A 16383-nucleotide genomic window follows, 5' to 3' on the forward strand; every position below is an offset into this window, starting at 1 on the left:
TACAACCCTGTGATAGACGGCGGCAGCGGCCGGCGCGTCCGTCCCCGTCTAGGGGCTGAACCACTGCCAGCTGATCTGCAATTGGCGGTCATTGTACTGAAAGATCGAGATACTTTCCTTATTGCGTACCTGGCGCGCCTCGATCTGCAGCGTTTGCGTGCGGCTCAGCGGGTAGCTCAGGGTGGCACGCCAGATGTCGGTGCGCTGGTCGCGCACGCTGTCGAGGAAGCCGGGCGAGTAGGCGCTGCTGCCGTTCCAGCGCTGGTGGCTGTAGGCCAGCTCGCCGGTCAGCTCGCCGACCAGACGGCGCCGCCACTGCACCCCCGCCTGCAGGCCGCGGCGGTCGCCGCCCGGCCGCGCCGCCAGCGCGCGGTCGTCCAGCAGGCCCAGGCTGGCGCTGGCGTAGTCGTCCTCGTTGCGGTAGCTGAGCTGGCCGCGCAGCTCGGCCGTGTTGGCGTTGAAGTTGTTCAGCGTCAGGTATTCGACGTGGGTCAGGCCGGCCGTCAGGTGGAACTGCAGGCTGTTGGGCAGCGGCAGCGGCGGGCCGATCCGCGCCTGCAGCTGCGACTGGCGCTGGTACAACTGGTTGCCCAGCGTGATCAGGCCCAGCGTGGCGCTGCCGCGCACGGTCCAGCGGCCGAAGCGCCACGGCGTGTCGGCGCCGACGAACAGCGAGTTCGAGTCGAACTGGCGCAGGCGGTCGTAGCGGCGCGCCTGCAACTGCACGAAGCCGCTGCTGCCGTTGGGCGTGAGGTCGCGCAGGTAGTCGGCCGAGAGCAGGCTGAACTGGTCGTGCTTGGGCTGGAAGTCGAGCGGCTGCGGCAGCTCCACCTCGACGCCGCCCTGGTTGACCAGGTAGCTGGTGGCCGCCGAGCCCTGGTTGACGTTCTGGTCGATGCCTCGACTGAAGCTGAACGAGCTCTGCGAATGCGGCTGCCAATTGTGGCAGCCGGCCGCGCGCGCCTCGGCGATCAGCTCGATGATGCCATCGGGCGGGTTGAAGCGCACCTCGATGGCGGCGAACAGGCGCTCGGCCTCGTCGGCGTGGCCCAGCGCGCACTGGATCAGCGCCAGGTCCAGCCAGGCGCCGGCGTGCAGCGGCTCCTGCTCGATGACCCGGCTCAGCGCCTCGCTGGCGTCGTTCTTGCGGCCCTCGGAGATCGACTGCAGCGCCTGTTGGTAGAGCAGTTGGCTCTCGGTGGCGCCGTCGGCCTCGGCGCTGGCGGCCGCCGCCGCCGGGGCCGCGTCGCCCGCCGGGGCGCCGCGCGCCGGCGCGCCGGCCAGCAGCGAACTTGCCAACAGCGCGGCCAACAGCGCCGCCAGGCGCGCGCTCACGCGGCCACGCACCGGCGCGCCCAGGCGCACGGGCGCGGCCGGGCGCGCGGCCGGCGCGTCGGCGGTCGGCAGCAGCAGCCGGGTCCGGCTCACGCCGCGCCCTCGGCCGCCTCGGCGCCGCGCGGTGTTGTTATTGTTGCATCCAAAGAAACCATTGTCCCCGTGTCGATAGTGTAGAGCGTGGTGGGCTTGCCCTTGCCGCGCAGCAGGCGTTCGCCCAGGTACAAGAATTGGTGGCGGGTGGCGCGCTCGACCGTTCCCGCGCCGACGATCACGTCGTAAGGGTAGTCGCGCGCCGCCTGTTCCAACCGCGACGCCGTGTTCACGCTGTCGCCCACCGCCGTGTAGATGCTGCGGAAGGCGGTGCCGAAGTCGCCGGCCATGGCCAGCCCGCTGTCGATGCCGATGCGCACGCGCAGCGGCGGCCGGCCACGGGCCTGCTGGGCCAAACTGAGCGCCTGCACGCGCCGCACAATATCACGAGCGGCGTCTAATGCCAAATCGGAATGTTGAGGATTTGGTAACGGTGCGCCCCAGAACGCCACCAGCCCGTCGCCGGTGTATTTGTCCAGCGTGCCCTGGGTCTCGATCACCGGGCCGGTCAGGCATTCGAGGAAGTCGCGCGTCAGCTTGGCCGCCTCGTCCACCGGCAGCGCCTCGACCTGGCTGGTGTAGCCCTCCATGTCGGCGATCAGCGTGGTCACGTCGAGCTGGCGCGGCGCCAGCGGGTCCTTCAGGTCGCTGCGCATCAGTTCGGCCACCACCGCCGGCGCCACGTACTGGCGCAGCGTGTCGAGCAGGTGGCGCGAGCGGTGCTGCGTCTGCTGCCACTGGAACGGCACGGCGAAGGCCAGCAGGAACAGGATCGAGGCCAGCGGCGCCGTCGGCGAGAACTCGGCGTCGTGGCCGCTGACCACCAGGCCGAGCGAGAGCCACAGCGCCGCCGCCGCGCCCAGCAGCAGCACGTTGCGCGTCGCCGACAGGCGCGGGAAGGTGTAGCCGGCCAGGCCGGCCAGCAGCAGCGTGTAGAGGCAGGCGATCCAGCGCCCCGGCCAGGGCGTGGGCGCCGTGCCGTCGCGGCGGTCGAGCAGGGTCGACAGCATGGCCGCCTGCACGCCCAGGCCGGGGCGGTTGGCCGCCAGCGGCGTGGTGACGCGGTCGGCCAGGCTCAGCGACGACGAGCCGACCAGCACCAGTCGGCCGGCCGCGCTGTTGGGCTCGATGCGGTTGGCCAGGATGTCGGCCGCGCCGACCACCGTGTAGGCGCTCCAGTCGCGCCGGTAGGAGATGCGCGCGGCGGCGCCGTCGGCCAGCGTGCCAGCCGCCAGCGGCGCGGCGCCGCCGCAGCAGTCGAGCAGGGCCAGCGCCAGCGCCGGGTAGCGCCGGCCGGCGAAGCTGCTCACCAGCGGCAGGCGGCGCAGCGCGCCGTCGGCGTCCGGAATGAAGCCGATGTTGCCGATGTGCGGGGCGCGCGCCAGCGCGGCGTGATTGGCCAGGTAGCCGGTGGCGGCGGCGGCCGGCCCGGCGCCGGCCACGGCGCCGCCCAGCACGCCCTCGCGCAGCGGTTCGGGCCGGTAGGCGCTGTAGTCCAGCGCCTGCGCCAGCACCAGCGGGCCGTTGTTGGCGAGCAACTCCAGGCGCCGGTCGCCGGCCGGGTCGTTGGCTTTTGGCAGCACGATGTCGAGCGCCACGCCGCGCGCGCTGTAGCTGGTCAGTAGCACCTCGACCAGGTCGGCGATGCGTCCGCCCGGCCAGGGCCAGGCGCCCAGTTCGGCCAGGCTGGCCTCGTCGATGTCGACCACCAGCACGCGCGGCTCGGGCGCGTCGGTGGTGTGCAGGCGGATGTAGCGGTCGCGCAGCCACTCGTCGCCGAAATAGCCGTCGCCGGCCGGCGCCCACTCCAGCGCCGCCGTCAGCAGCACGGTGAGCGCGGCCAGCAGCCAGCGCAACTGGCGGGCGGACGGGCGGGGCGGGACCGGGAATCGAATCATGGGGCGGGCGGCGGGCGGCGGCGTGGGTGGCGGCGGAATTGCAAGAGTATATCGTGTTGCCGGCGGCTGAAACCTTTTGCTACAAAGTGTAACGCTTCCTGAAGTCAAGAATGCTTGCAGTAGAATGTGATCTTCATCACGGAAACAATCCGGCCTTGCGCGTGATAATCGGGGCTGTTCAGGAGGGAAATATGATACGTCAATCGATACTGCTGGCCGGCGCCATGCTGGCGGCGCAAGCGGCCCAGGCCGCGGAGGCGGGCAAAATCATATTTGTCGCCGGCAACGCCCAGGTGCTCGACAAGCCCGCCGTGCTCGGCGCCATGGTCAACGAAGGCGAGTTGCTCAGCACCGGCGCCGACGGCTATGTCTACGTCAAGACGGTCGACAACGGCCTCTTCATCCTGCGCCCCAACACCAAGGCGCGCATCGCCAGCTACCATGTGGACGCCAAGAACCCGGCCAACACCCGCATCAAGCTCGAGCTGCTCAGCGGCGTGGCGCGCAGCCAGTCCGGCGAGGCCGTCAAGCTGGCGCGGCAAAACTTCCGCTTCAACACGCCGGTGGCCGCCATTGGCGTGCGCGGCACCGACTTCACCGTCTTCACCGACCAGGACACCTCGCGCGTGGCCGTCATTTCCGGCGGCATCACCATCAGCGGCTTCGTCGGCGGCTGCCGTCCCGAGGGCAGCGGCCCCTGCGAGGGCAACACCAGCCGCGAGCTGACCGCCGCGCAAAAAGGCCAGTTGCTGCAGGTGCAGCGCGGCCAGGCGGCGCCGCAGTTGATGCAGGGCAACAGCCTGCTGGCGCCCGACACCGTGGCGCCGCCGCGCAGCGACGAGCCGGCCGGCAAGGGCGGTAATTCTGGTGCGCCCGGCACCTCCAGTACCGAGCCCAGCTTGGATGTGAAGAAAAACCTGGCGCTGCAGAACAAGATCGGCCCGAACGCTGTCGACGAGAGCAAGACCAATCCCGGCAACACGGGCGGCACCAATCCTGTGTCGCCACCGCCGGTCGTCGACGTGCAGCCGTTGCCGCCGCCAGCCTTGCCGGTGCGCGAGATCAGCTGGGGGCGCTGGGCGACCGTGCTGGGCGAGGCGCCCACCTCGGGCATCGAAAAGGCGGGTGCCGACCGCATCGCGATGAACGAATATTTCGTCCTGTTCCGTAGCCGCGAGGGGGCGGCCTTTGTGGCGCCCGAGCGAGGCAGCCTGACCTTCGGCATGAGCGATAGCGCGGCCTATATGAAAGACGTCGGAACCCAGGAAAAATTGCCGGTGACGCTGGCGAACGGCTATTTGCAAGTCAACTTCGATACGTCCAACTTTGCCACAGGCTTCGATGTGAACACCGGTACGGGCAGTTACGCGATGGCGGGCGTTGGTAAGGTTGGCAAGGATGGCTTGTTGGGTGCGCAGAGTAAATATTTGCCAAGTGCTAACTTGAACATCTCTGGTGCCTTGACGAATATGAATAGCGCCGCCTATCTGTTCCAGGGCAGCTTGGACGAGCGTCGGTCCGTCAGTGGCATTGCCGAGTTCAAACGATAGTATTTGTCACCAATGGAGTGCCCGTTCCCGCTTTGGCGGGGCGGGCTTTTTTTTCGCCCGTTTTACCCGGAACTGGTCGCTCCGAATTCAAAAGTGTGAGTATTGGATACATTCTCCAACTGCCACGATTGAATAAATATCACTTAAAGCATTAGTGGTATGACCACGGTCTTGTGTGGGAAGCGCGGGAATGGCGTTCTTTAGCATCGCGTTGTGGGCAAACATTGATTTATCCACAGGCTTCTTACATAATGTCCGCGCGATTAATATGAATGTCGCAAAAATGCAAAAAAAATAGAGTTAATTGAGGTTGGATGTGATGACCGTCACATTCTACCCCAGCTTCCCTCTGTCATCATTCGGTACGCTTTCTTGCTACTCGCAAGTGCTGCGTCGCCGATGCACTTATTTAATTAAATACTAGGAGTTTTACATGGCTACCAATACCGAACTGTTGCAACAGCTGTACGTCGCATACTACAACCGTCCAGGCGACGTACCTGGCATGAACTACTACCTGCCACTGCTGGATGCAGGCGCGAGCATCGCTGACGTAGCCAAGAGCTTCGGCGCTGCGCAAGAATACAAAGACACCTACGCTGGCATGAAGCCTGACAACGTCATCGACAAGATCTACATGAACTTGTTCGGTCGTCATGCCGATACCACCGGTCTGAATTTCTGGGGCCAAGCCCTGGCCGCTCACCCAGAGCAAATCTCGGACATCGTTCAACAGATCACCAAAGGTGCCCTGAACCCAGACGGTACCCTGAACGCCGACGGCCAAGTCTACGCCAACAAAGTGTCCGCAGCTGATGCGTTCACCAAAGAGCTGAGCACGGTCGGCAACGAAGCCGAGCGCAATGCTTACACCGAAGGCAAGCCAGCTGTTCTGCAACTGGCCAAAGACTACATCGCTGGCGTCACCGACGCAGCTTCGCTGGCCGCCGCTGTTGCTGCCGTGCACACCACCGGCCAAGCGCTGGTTACCGCCGGTACCCCAACCACCACCGACACGCTGACCGTAGGCGTTGACATCAAAGTCGGCGGCGCGGGCAACGACATCTTCAACGCCGTGCTGGGCTCGACCGGTGGCGCTGCTACCGTCGCCACCCTGACCTCGTTCGACTCGATCGACGGCGCCGGCGGCAACGACACCCTGAACGTGTACTACACCGGCGCCCAGCTCACCACCCCGGCCGCTACCGTCAAGAACGTCGAAACCGTCAACTTCATCGTTGATAACGCGCTGACCCAAAACCTGACCTCGTGGGCCGGCGTTAAAACCGTCAACGTGAACCAAGGCGGCACCGCTGCTGCCCAGGACATCACCACCAAAGGCGCGAGCACCGTTGCTGTCACCGGCGGTTCGACCGTTGCGATCACCGACGAAGACACCGCTGCTGCCGATACCGGTTCGTCGCTGACCACCGTCAAAGTTGATGGCGCTACCGACAACGTCACCATCACCGGCGCTGGCGTGAACAACGTCACCCTGGCCAACCTGACCGGCGCAGCCAAATTGGTTACCGTTGCCGACGTTGACACCGCGCACGCTCTGAGCCTGACGCTGAACACCGTGACCGGCACCCGCACCATCGCCGACGCAGAAGCAACCACCGTTGCAATCTCGTCGACCGGCGGCGCCTCGACCGGCATCACCCTGAACGCTGCTAAAGCAACCGCAGTGACCATCGCTGCTGACGAAAAAGTGACCCTGGCCGACGTGAACATCGCCGCTGCCAAGACCATCACCGTGACCGGCGATTCGCTGGTGACCATCTCGGCTAACTCGACCGTGACCGCTCTGGAGTCGATCTCCTCCGCTGCTTCGACCGGTGGCGTCACCGTGACCGCCGCTCTGGGTACCGCTGTTGCCTTCACCGGCGGCGCCGGCAAAGACACCATCACCGTTGGCGCGACCACCAAAGCCATCACCACCGGCGCTGGCGACGACACCGTCACCATGAGCGGTGCTGTTGGCACCAATGGTTCCGTGGACGCTGGCGCCGGCACCGACACCCTGTCGATGACCGCCGCTAACGCCGCCACCAACTCGGCCAACGCCGATTTCGACGCAGGCATTTCGAACTTCGAAAAAGTGAAAATCGGTGCTGTTGCTGCCGCTGGTACTGCTTCGATCGACATGGCTGGCCTCGATGACATCAACTACGTCATCAGCGCTGGCACTACTGCCGGTTCGGCTCTTGTTCCTGCCGTTTCCGAAGTTCAGACCGTTGTCATTACCGGTGGCGCTACTGCCCAGGTAACTTTCCTGGGTACGGCTGTCGCCAGCTCCGCCAATCTGGACGACGCGGCAGCTACCGCCGGCCGCATTGTTGCTGACAAAGTCGCCATTATGAACGCTTGGAACCTCGCAAATGGCACCCGCGAGCTGTTGGACATCACCGCAGTCGGCGCGACCCTGACGCTGACCTACAAGACCACCGAAGGTGACGTCATTGTCATCCCAACCGCAACCAACAACGGCATCAACTTTGCTGAGAGTGTTCAAACCACTGCTGGCAACGCCGGTTCTGCTGCTGTTGCAGCCGGTACCCTCGCGCTGAGCAACTTCGCTGCCAACGGTACCCTGGAACTGACTGGTGCCATCACTGGTGCTTCGAGCGTTGCAGTCAAGGGTGCCACCCTGGCAACCGACGATACGCTGAACATCCGTCTGAATGGCTCGGCCAACCTGGTCAACACCGCCGCTCTGACCGTGTCGAACGTCGAAACGATCAAGATCACCACCACCGACAGCAGCTCGGACGCGGTCAGCCTGACCAACCCAGCCGCCGCCAGCACCATTCTGCTGAACGCTGCTGATGCAACCACGATCACCGTTTCGGGCAACCACGGTGTTGACTTCTCGGGCAGCACGCTGACCAAAGTCACCTCGCTGGACGCTTCGGGTGTTGTCGCCACCGGCGCCGACTCGACCGCTACCGCCGCCCAAATCGGCACCGCCGGCGCTGTTACCTTCAGCACCGCTGTGACCGACAAGGTTGTGACCATCAAGGGCGGCAACGGTGCCGACGTTCTGAGCGCTGCTTCCGTCAACGACGCAACCCTGCTGGCTAGCGGCGCTACCATCGCCACCATCGACGGCGGCGCGGGCAACGACAGCATCATCGGTACGGCTGGCAAGGATGCCCTGTCCGGCGGCGCTGGCAATGACACCATCACCGGCGGCGTTGGTGCTGACGTCCTGTCCGGCGGCGCTGGCAACGACATCTTCAAGTTCGAAACTCTGGACGGTTCCGATTCGACCCTGGCTAAAACCGACGTCATCAGCGACTTCGTGGCTAACACCTACGGCAACGGCACCGCCGGCGCTGCTGGTACTGGCGCTGTCACCTCGGACGCTACCCTGCGCACCGGCGACATCATCGACCTGAACGTCGATACCGGCACCTTCTCGAAAGTGGTTGTCAGCGTGCAAACCAACGCCGCCGACGCAACCGTGTTCCTGCAGAACACCGGCACGTCGACCACCGACACCATCGCTGTTGCTCTGGATTCCACGACCGGCAAGCTGTACATCGATCTGGACTCCAACGGTACCGCCGACACGGTCATCCAACTGACCGGCGTCACCACCATCACCGCTGCCGCATTCCTGCTGCACTAATCAGTGATCGGCTAGTCCCCCGCGCGAGTGGGGGATGACACCGCGAAGCCCGCCTCCCTGCAACGGAGGCGGGTTTTTTTTCATTTCCCGCAAAAAATTGTGACGCACATCACATTTTCCAATTGTTTTGAGCGATAATGTAGCTTCTCGCCGCTGTCGCGGTAGCCTTGCCGTCCAGCCGTTTAACATTGCACTGTGATGTATCAATGAAAAATTTCCTCAAACCTAAGAACGAGATCGAACAGGCGCTCGCCACGTTCAAAGGCACCTTCATGACCGTCGGCTGCTTCAGCGCGGTCAGCAACATGCTGATGCTGGTGCCCTCCTTGTACATGCTGCAGGTCTACGACCGTGTGCTGCCCAGCCGCAACGAGACCACGCTGTTGATGCTGACCCTGATGATGCTGGGCGCCTACCTGTTCATGAGCCTGCTCGAACTGGTGCGCAGCTTCGTGCTGGTGCGCGTCGGCGCCCGCTTCGACCTGCAGATGAACCAGCGTGTCTACACCGCCGCGTTCGAGCAGAACTTGAAGAAGGCCGGCGGCAACGCTGGCCAGGCGCTGAGCGACCTGACCAATATCCGTCAATTCCTGACCGGCAACGCGCTGTTCGCGTTCTTCGACGCGCCATGGTTCCCCGTCTACCTGATCGTCATCTTCATGTTCGAACCTTCGCTGGGCGTGTTCGCGTTGTGCGGCACGGCCGTGCTGGTGGCGCTGGCCTACATCAATGAGCGCGTCTCGCACAAGCCCTTGGCCGAGGCCAACACCATGGCCATCGCCTCGAACAACCTGGCGACCAACAATTTGCGCAACGCCGAGGTGATCGAATCGATGGGCATGTTGCCCAACCTGATGAGCCGCTGGTTGTCGCTGCATTCGCGCTTCCTGCAACTGCAGGCCGAGGCCAGCGAAAAGGCCGGCCGCGTCGCCGCCGTGACCAAGTTCGTTCAGGTCTCGCTGCAGTCGCTGGTGCTCGGCTATGGCGCGCTGCTGGCGGTGGAGGGAAAGATCACCTCCGGCATGATGATTGCCGCCTCGATCCTGGTCGGCCGCGCGCTGCAGCCGGTGCAGCAGGTCATCGGCGTGTGGAAAAGCTACAGCAACACCCGCAGCGCCTACGAGCGCCTGGTCAAACTGCTGGGCGACAACCCCGAGCGTTCCGCCGGCATGCCCCTGCCCAAGCCGGTCGGCGCCGTCGCCGTCGAAGGCGTGACGGCGGCGCCGCCGGGCGTCCAGGTGCCGGTGTTGAAGGGTGTTAATTTCGCCATCGTCGCCGGCGACGTGCTCGGCGTGATCGGCCCAAGCGGTTCGGGCAAGTCGACGCTGGCCCGTTTGCTGGTCGGCGTCTGGCCTTCCATGGTCGGCAAGGTGCGCCTGGACGGCGCCGACATCTACGCCTGGAACAAGGCCCAGCTGGGACCGCATATCGGCTACCTGCCACAGGACATCGAATTATTCGCCGGCACGGTCAGCGAGAACATCGCCCGCTTCGGCGAGATCGTGCCCGACCAAGTGGTGCAGGCGGCCAAGCGGGCCGGCGTGCACGACATGATCCTGCACATGGCCAAGGGTTACGACACCGTGCTCGGCGACGGCGGCGCCGGCCTGTCCGGCGGCCAGCGCCAGCGCCTCGGCCTGGCGCGCGCGCTGTACGGCGACCCCGCCCTGATCGTGCTCGATGAACCGAATTCGAACCTAGACGACGCCGGCGAGCAGGCCCTGGTGCTGGCGATCAACGAGCTGCGCCAGCGCGGCAAGACCATCGTGCTGATCACCCACCGCACCAACATCATCAGCGCCACTTCCAGGCTGCTGATCCTGCGCGAGGGCAGCGTGGCGGCCTACGGCCCGACCCGCGAGGTGCTCGCCGCCCTCAACGAATCGAACCAAAAAGCCTTGGCCCAGCAGCAGGCTAAGGCGGCCCCGGCCCAGCCGCCCGCCGCCGCGCCGCAGGCGCCCGCCGCCGCAGTCGCCGAGACGGCAGCCATTAAGGAACAGGAGTAACCATGCGTAACATTTTAAGCAAAGACAGCGCCCCGACCGACGTGGTGTCGCGCGATGTCACCCCGTTGACCGTCAACACCGACGCCAGCGCCTACAGCCGCCTAGGCTGGCTGATCGTCCTGCTGGGCGTGGGCGGCTTCTTCTTGTGGGCCTGTTTCGCGCCGCTCGATAAGGGCGTGCCGATGTCCGGCACGGTGACCAAGGAGGGCAGCCGCAAGGCGGTGCAGCACCAGATCGGCGGCACCATCCAAGAGATCCTGGTCAAGGACGGCGACATCGTGGCCAAGGGGCAGGTGCTGGTGCGCATGAACAGCACCCAGGCCAGCACCCAGACCGAGACCACCCGCTCGCAGTACATCACCGCGCGCACCGCCGAGGCGCGGCTGCAGGCCGAGCTGGCCGGCGCCAGCGCGCCGGCCTTCCCGCCCAGCCTGCTGCCCTACAAGGCCGACCCGCGCGTCATCGCCGGCTTCGAGCTGCAAACGCAGTTGTTCAATTCCCGTCGCGGCTCGCTCAACAGCGAACTGTCGGCCTACGACGAGAACATCGCCGGCATCAAGTCGCAACTGGCTGGCATCGAGGAATCACGCGACGCCAAAAAAGCCCAGCTCGGCTTCCTCAAGGAACAACTCGACAACTTGCGCGATCTTGCGCGCGAAGGCTACGTGGCGCGTACCCGTCTGCTCGATGCAGAGCGTAGCTACTCGCAGATCAGCGGCGCCATTGCCGAGGATATCGGCAATATCGGCCGCTACCGCCGCCAGATCATGGAGATGGGCCTGCGTCGCCAGCAGCGTGGTCAGGATTTCCAGAAAGAAGTGCGCACCAACCTGGCCGACGTGCAGCGCGAGGCCGAGAGCCTGGTCAGCCGCATCGCCGGGCAGGAGTACGAGCTGGGGAACACCGACGTGAAAGCGGGGGTCGATGGCACCATCGTTGGACTGGCCGTGTTCACGCCGGGCGGCGTGGTGGGGCCGGGCGCCAAGATGATGGAGATCGTGCCGAGCGCCGATCCGCTGGTGGTGGAAGGGCAGTTGCCGGTCAATCTGATCGACCGCGTGCACAACGGCCTGCCGGTCGATCTGATCTTCTCCGCCTTCAACACCAACCAGACGCCGCACATTTCCGGCGTGGTGATCCAGGTGTCGGCCGACCGCGCCGTCGAGGAGCGCACCGGCAACCCGTACTACAAGGTGCGCGCCAGGGTCTCGCCCGAGGGCGTGAAGATGATCGCGCAGAAGAAGCTGGATATACAGGCCGGCATGCCGGTTGAAATGTTCGTCAAGACTGGCGAGCGCACCTTGATGAGCTACCTGCTCAAGCCGGTCTTCGACCGCGCTAAATCGTCCATGTCGGAGGAGTGATGGTGGCCCGATTGTCGAAAGCACTACCGCGTCCGCTCGCCGGCGCGCTGGCCGTCGGCGCCGCACTGCTGCTGCATAGCTCAGGCGCCATGGCCTTGGGTTTGATGCAGGCCTACGAGGCGGCCTTGCAGAACGACCCCGTCTACCGCTCGGCGTATTTCGCCAACGAGGGCGGCAAGGAAAACCGTCAGCTGGGTCTATCGAACCTGCTGCCCAGCCTGTCGGCAAACTACAGCGGCAGCCAGAACCGGACCACCCGTGTCATCGGTAAGACGACCCTTCCCGAGGACTACATCAGCCGTTCGGCCGGTGTGCAACTGCGCCAGACCTTGTTCAATCTGGATGCCTGGGCACGCTTTAAGCAGGGCCAGGCGCAAAGCAAATATGCCGCCTCGCAGTTCGCCAGCCAGCAACAGGAGGTGATCGTCCGCGTGGTCAACGCCTATTTGGACGTGCTGTACAAGGACGATCTACTGAACCTGTCCCGTGCCGAGCGCGACCTGTACACTGAGCAGCGCAAGGTCAACGACAAGATGTTCGAAAAGGGCGAGGGAACTCGCACCGACATGCTGGAAACCCAGGCCCGGCTGGATGTGGCGGAGGCCCAGGTGTTGGAAAGCATAGACGGCGTCGCCAACGCACGCGAGACCTTGGCTAAGATCATCGGCAGCGACGTCGGCGACCTCGATCCCCTGGCGCCAGACTTCCGCGTCCGGCCGTCGGACGGCCAGAGCTTCGAAGATTGGAAAGCGATCGCCATGGAGCGCAATCCGGACATCAAGACCTTGACGGTCGGCACCGAGATTGCCCGCCAGGAGTTTAACAAGGCGATGGCCGGTCATGCCCCGCGCGTCGATTTTGTCGCAAACTACAGCAAGGGCTCGTCCGACTCGATCACCACGGTCAACCAGGACACCACGGTGCGCAGCATCGGCATCCAGTTGAATGTTCCACTTTACTCCGGCGGCTCGGTCAACGCGCAGGCGCGCCAGGCCATCGCCAACGAGGAAAAGGCCAAGTCCGATTTGCAGGGGCAGATCAACAAGGTGCTGGTTGAGCTGCGCAAGGACTACAACGCCTTGCTCAGCAGCGTAGCGCGCATCGGCGCGCTAGAGAAGTCGGTCGCCTCGGCGGAACTGCTGATGAAGGCCACCACCCAGAGCATCAAGGGTGGCGTGCGCATCAACCTGGACCTGCTGAACGCACGCCAGCAGTTCTACACCAGCAAGCGCGATCTGGCACAGGCGCGCTACAACTATCTGTTGACCTCGCTGCGCATGCGCGCCTCGGCCGGCTTGCTGGCCGCCGACGACGTGCGCGACACGGCGATGTACTTCCGCTAAGCGGCCGGCGGAGGGATCGACATGTTGAACGATGAGGTGGAAGTGACGGTCGACGGCGTCAGCTATAGGTTGGGCGAGCTGAGCGAGGCGGCCCGCGAGCAGGTCACCAACCTGCAGTTCGTCGACGCGCAGATGGCCGAGCTGAACGCCAAGCTGGCGGTGTTCCAGACCGCCCGCAACGCCTACCAGTCGGTGTTGCAGCAACTGGTGCCGCGCGCCCGGCAGTAGCGCGGCGCGGACGAAAAAAGGGCGGACCAGCGCGGTCCGCCCTTTTTTTCGTCCGCGCCCGGCGCACCGGGCGCCAGGCCTCAGGCCTCAGGCTGCTGCTTGCCGTGGCAGTGCGGGCAGGACACCTCATAGACGTACTCGGGCGACAACTGCTGGCGCGGCGTGACCACGGCCCGGCAGACGAAGCACTGCACCGTCTCGGTCGGCTGCAACTGCGGGTCGAGCGCGGTGCGGTAGTCGAACACGAAGCAGTCACCCGTGTAGTGGGCGCCGCCGACCTCCTCGAAGTACTTGAGGATGCCGCCCTCGAGCTGGTAGACGCTGTCGTAGCCGATGTTCTGCATGTGGATCGCCGCCTTCTCGCAGCGGATGCCGCCGGTGCAGAAGGTCACCACGGTCTTGCCGGCGAAGTCGTCCTTGTGCGCGGCGATCACCTCGGGGAACTCGGTGAACTTGGCGATGCGGTAGTCAACCGTGTTGTCGAAGGTGCCGACGTCGACCTCGAAGTCGTTGCGCGTGTCGACCATCACCACCGGCTTGCCGGCGTCGTCGACGCCGTTGTCGAGCCAGCGCTTGAGCGTCTTGGCCTCGACGAAGGGGGCGCGGCCGTCCTCCGGCTTGATCAGCGGCATGCGCATGGTGATGATCTCTTTTTTGATCTTCACCAGCATGCGCTTGTGCGACTGCTCGGCCGAGTAGCTCTCCTTGACCTCGAGGTCGGCGAAGCGGGCGTCGCTGCGCACCCAGGCCAGGTAGCGGTCGATCTGGCCGCGCGGGCCGGACAGGAACATGTTGATGCCCTCGGGCGTGAGCAAAATGGTGCCCTTGAGGCCCAGCTCGGCGCAAATGGCCTGGTACTGCGGGCGCATTTCCTCGGTGTCGTCGAAGGTGATGAACTTGTAGGCGGAGATGTTGACGTGCAGCGCGGCGGCGGCCGCCGCTGCGGCTGCGCCGGCCTGGTCGGCGGCGCTGGAGGTGTGCTCTTGCATGGTGCGTATCGGTAAAAAGCGGGACAGGCGACATTATAAGCGCTAACGCGGCGGCGGGCGCCGCCGCTGCCTGTTTATTGGGCAAATTGTGGGCGCCGCGCCGCCGCTTGGGTTTTGCGGCGTATCATGGTCGTTGGCTGCCGATGCGCCCACCATACCATTTGAACTATGTCGTCTGAGGTAACGTCGAATGGATACGAGTCGGGGAAAGAGGATCCGCTTCACCAAGAAGCAGCTATGTCATGCGTTTAAACATGCGGCTGACTTTGGCATTTTTGGCCAACGGGATTCTGCAAGTTTGCATGCTTTTCAAATGGCGTTGCTTCGGCACGTGGCATCGCCGCACACCGTGGTATGCGTCGGTAGCTTCAGAAACTTGCCAGTGGTACATTTGGTGGATAGGTCTAGCGGGCTAAACGTTATACGCAAGCCGAATGGCGATTTTTTGTCCGCCTGGAAGTTGACAGAATTACAGTTGTGGCATGTGCTAAACACGGGAAGATTGGGAGGTGGGTGATGATTGACGCTTACGCCATTTTCAGCAAGTTGCTGGCGAGCTATCTGAACCATGAGTTGTCTCTGCCGGACTTTCAACGTATTTTCATCGCACGGTTCAAGGCGGAGTCTCTGGCGCTCGATGAACCGCTGTTCCTCCTGCTTGATGAGCTTTTTGCCGTCCTCGATTCCTATACCGACGACATGGAGCTGTTGGCCAGCGACCCCAGCTATTACCTGGACGAGCCCGGGGTGGAGCGCAAGGCGGCGGAAATTGCGGCGCGCATGGGGGAGTGGCATGCGCGCTCCCAATTGGCCTCAGCAAATTTTCGCTGACTTCGCCACTGTAGACGAGGGCAGGGGGATTATGCTGTGACAAGGCGCTGGCGTATCCAGTCGGCCGCCTGCAGCTCCGTCATGTTGCCGGCGGCGATGGCAAGCATGAAATTGATGGCGTCGAACTGCCAGTTGCTTGTCGTGGAGCGCAAAAACCGTATCTCGCCGCACCCATTGCCAGCTCATTTGGCGAGCGCCCGCAGGATCTCGCGGTCGTCGTGCATGATCGACTCGGCCAAGGCCATCTGCCGCTCAAACGCCGGGTTGTACGGTGTGATGCGCATCGCGCCGTCCGGGGCCTCGGTCAGATACAGGGTATCGCCTTTCCGCACGTTCAGGATGCGACTGACCTCCTTGTTCAAGATCAGCCCCTCAGATGCACCTACGGTAGTTACTTTGATTGCGATCACGAGGTCCTCCTTTCTAAATGAGTTTTATTGTATATCTGGTCTAGCAAGGAAATACGCCAATTTTTTATGTACAATGATTCGGATTCCATGGCCGTATCAGAGCCATGCCAAAGTAACACGCGAAACACCTTACTATTCAACAAGCTTTAGGGCGCACAACATGTACAGAATCGGTTTTCCGTTTTGGAAGCAGATGGCCCGTCTGGGCGTGCCCTTGAAGCTGAGAGTCAATGTGATCCGCGATGACGAGGCTGGCGTATTTGTGGCAACCAGCGACGATCTGCGGGGGCTGGTCTGCGAAGCGACGTCAATGGATGATCTCGTAAAAGAGGTGAACCTTGCCACATGCGAACTACTATCGCTGCAGATGCACTCGATGCCGGTTCCTCAGCCTATAACAGATCTGCGCCTTTGCCTGGCATGAATGGGTATTACAAGCTTGTCATTGAACTCTTAAAAAAACATGGCTATGTGTACCTCCGACAGGGCAAAGGGTCTCACGAAATTTGGTGCAAAGGAAGCCATCATCAGATTGTCCCGTTCAACTGTGCATCACGGCATACTGCGAACGGAATCATGAGGGATTGTCAAATTAACCATCGGTTCTAGGCCGCATCGAACAACCCGCCCCGCGCGGGTTTTTTTACGATCACCCGCTGTTGCCCGTGGCGCGCGCCTGGCCCATGCGCCGCGTCAAATACG

The 16383-nt window shown here is 63.7% G+C and carries 15 protein-coding genes; 10 read left to right on the forward strand and 5 right to left on the reverse strand.

Translation table 11 applies throughout. The annotated features are described in order from the left end of the window. Positions 1 to 48 precede the first annotated feature (48 nt). Positions 49 to 1428 (reverse strand): tetratricopeptide repeat protein, encoded by a 1380-nt coding sequence (locus tag BM252_RS02210; RefSeq protein ID WP_245774044.1) that lies wholly within the window; start codon positions 1426 to 1428, stop codon positions 49 to 51. Beyond that, complete coding sequence (locus tag BM252_RS02215) at positions 1425 to 3326, reverse strand: CHASE2 domain-containing protein (RefSeq protein ID WP_093382985.1); 1902 nt, start codon at positions 3324 to 3326, stop codon at positions 1425 to 1427. Before BM252_RS02215 ends, BM252_RS02210 begins: the two co-directional genes overlap by 4 nt. A 191-nt stretch (positions 3327 to 3517) precedes the next feature. Between BM252_RS02215 and BM252_RS02220 the strand changes: the two genes are divergently transcribed. From BM252_RS02220 to BM252_RS02245, 6 genes are all read left to right on the forward strand, one after another. Beyond that, a complete protein-coding gene (locus tag BM252_RS02220) occupies positions 3518 to 4876 on the forward strand; it encodes a FecR family protein (protein ID WP_093382988.1) in 1359 nt (452 codons plus the stop codon). 433 nt (positions 4877 to 5309) lie between these two features. Continuing rightward, positions 5310 to 8510 carry a DUF4214 domain-containing protein gene (locus BM252_RS02225; RefSeq protein WP_093382991.1) on the forward strand — a complete coding sequence of 1067 codons (3201 nt, stop codon included), beginning with the start codon at positions 5310 to 5312 and terminating at the stop codon, positions 8508 to 8510. A 206-nt stretch (positions 8511 to 8716) separates the two neighbouring features. Beyond that, positions 8717 to 10516, forward strand: coding sequence for a type I secretion system permease/ATPase (locus tag BM252_RS02230; RefSeq protein ID WP_093382994.1), 1800 nt, complete (start codon positions 8717 to 8719; stop codon positions 10514 to 10516). Between the two features lie 2 nt (positions 10517 to 10518). Continuing rightward, the gene (locus tag BM252_RS02235; protein WP_093382997.1) at positions 10519 to 11880 is read left to right on the forward strand and encodes an HlyD family type I secretion periplasmic adaptor subunit; all 1362 of its coding nucleotides are present in this window, start codon (positions 10519 to 10521) and stop codon (positions 11878 to 11880) included. After that, positions 11880 to 13223, forward strand: a complete 1344-nt coding sequence (locus BM252_RS02240; protein ID WP_093383000.1) for a TolC family outer membrane protein — start codon at positions 11880 to 11882, stop codon at positions 13221 to 13223. Before BM252_RS02235 ends, BM252_RS02240 begins: the two co-directional genes overlap by 1 nt. Before the next feature lie 21 nt (positions 13224 to 13244). Further along, on the forward strand, positions 13245 to 13451 hold the full coding sequence (locus BM252_RS02245; protein ID WP_245774045.1) for a DUF6447 family protein: 207 nt from the start codon (positions 13245 to 13247) through the stop codon (positions 13449 to 13451). 80 nt (positions 13452 to 13531) lie between these two features. Here the strand turns inward: BM252_RS02245 and BM252_RS02250 are convergent, their stop codons facing one another. Continuing rightward, the gene (locus BM252_RS02250; protein ID WP_093383003.1) at positions 13532 to 14440 is read right to left on the reverse strand and encodes a sulfurtransferase; all 909 of its coding nucleotides are present in this window, start codon (positions 14438 to 14440) and stop codon (positions 13532 to 13534) included. 190 nt (positions 14441 to 14630) lie between these two features. Between BM252_RS02250 and BM252_RS32170 the strand changes: the two genes are divergently transcribed. After that, positions 14631 to 14957: a colicin D domain-containing protein gene (locus BM252_RS32170; protein ID WP_093383006.1), complete on the forward strand. Its 327-nt coding sequence runs from the start codon at positions 14631 to 14633 to the stop codon at positions 14955 to 14957. Then, positions 14957 to 15271: a colicin immunity domain-containing protein gene (locus tag BM252_RS02260; RefSeq protein WP_093383009.1), complete on the forward strand. Its 315-nt coding sequence runs from the start codon at positions 14957 to 14959 to the stop codon at positions 15269 to 15271. The genes BM252_RS32170 and BM252_RS02260 overlap by 1 nt, the downstream gene beginning before the upstream one ends. A gap of 29 nt (positions 15272 to 15300) precedes the next feature. Here BM252_RS02260 and BM252_RS31950 read toward each other — a convergent pair whose 3' ends face one another. Continuing rightward, a complete protein-coding gene (locus BM252_RS31950; protein ID WP_281249336.1) occupies positions 15301 to 15423 on the reverse strand; it encodes a hypothetical protein in 123 nt (40 codons plus the stop codon). Between the two features lie 30 nt (positions 15424 to 15453). Continuing rightward, complete coding sequence (locus tag BM252_RS02265; RefSeq protein WP_093383012.1) at positions 15454 to 15681, reverse strand: AbrB/MazE/SpoVT family DNA-binding domain-containing protein; 228 nt, start codon at positions 15679 to 15681, stop codon at positions 15454 to 15456. A gap of 160 nt (positions 15682 to 15841) precedes the next feature. Here BM252_RS02265 and BM252_RS02270 point away from each other — a divergent pair, with 160 nt between their 5' ends. Beyond that, a complete protein-coding gene (locus tag BM252_RS02270; RefSeq protein WP_093383015.1) occupies positions 15842 to 16105 on the forward strand; it encodes a DUF1902 domain-containing protein in 264 nt (87 codons plus the stop codon). Beyond that, positions 16102 to 16290, forward strand: a complete 189-nt coding sequence (locus BM252_RS32175) for a type II toxin-antitoxin system HicA family toxin (RefSeq protein ID WP_093383018.1) — start codon at positions 16102 to 16104, stop codon at positions 16288 to 16290. The genes BM252_RS02270 and BM252_RS32175 overlap by 4 nt, the downstream gene beginning before the upstream one ends. The last annotated feature ends 93 nt before the right edge of the window (positions 16291 to 16383 follow it).

The sequence above is a fragment of the Rugamonas rubra genome (assembly GCF_900114705.1).
In the GTDB taxonomy this organism is placed as follows: Bacteria; Pseudomonadota; Gammaproteobacteria; order Burkholderiales; family Burkholderiaceae_D; genus Rugamonas; species Rugamonas rubra.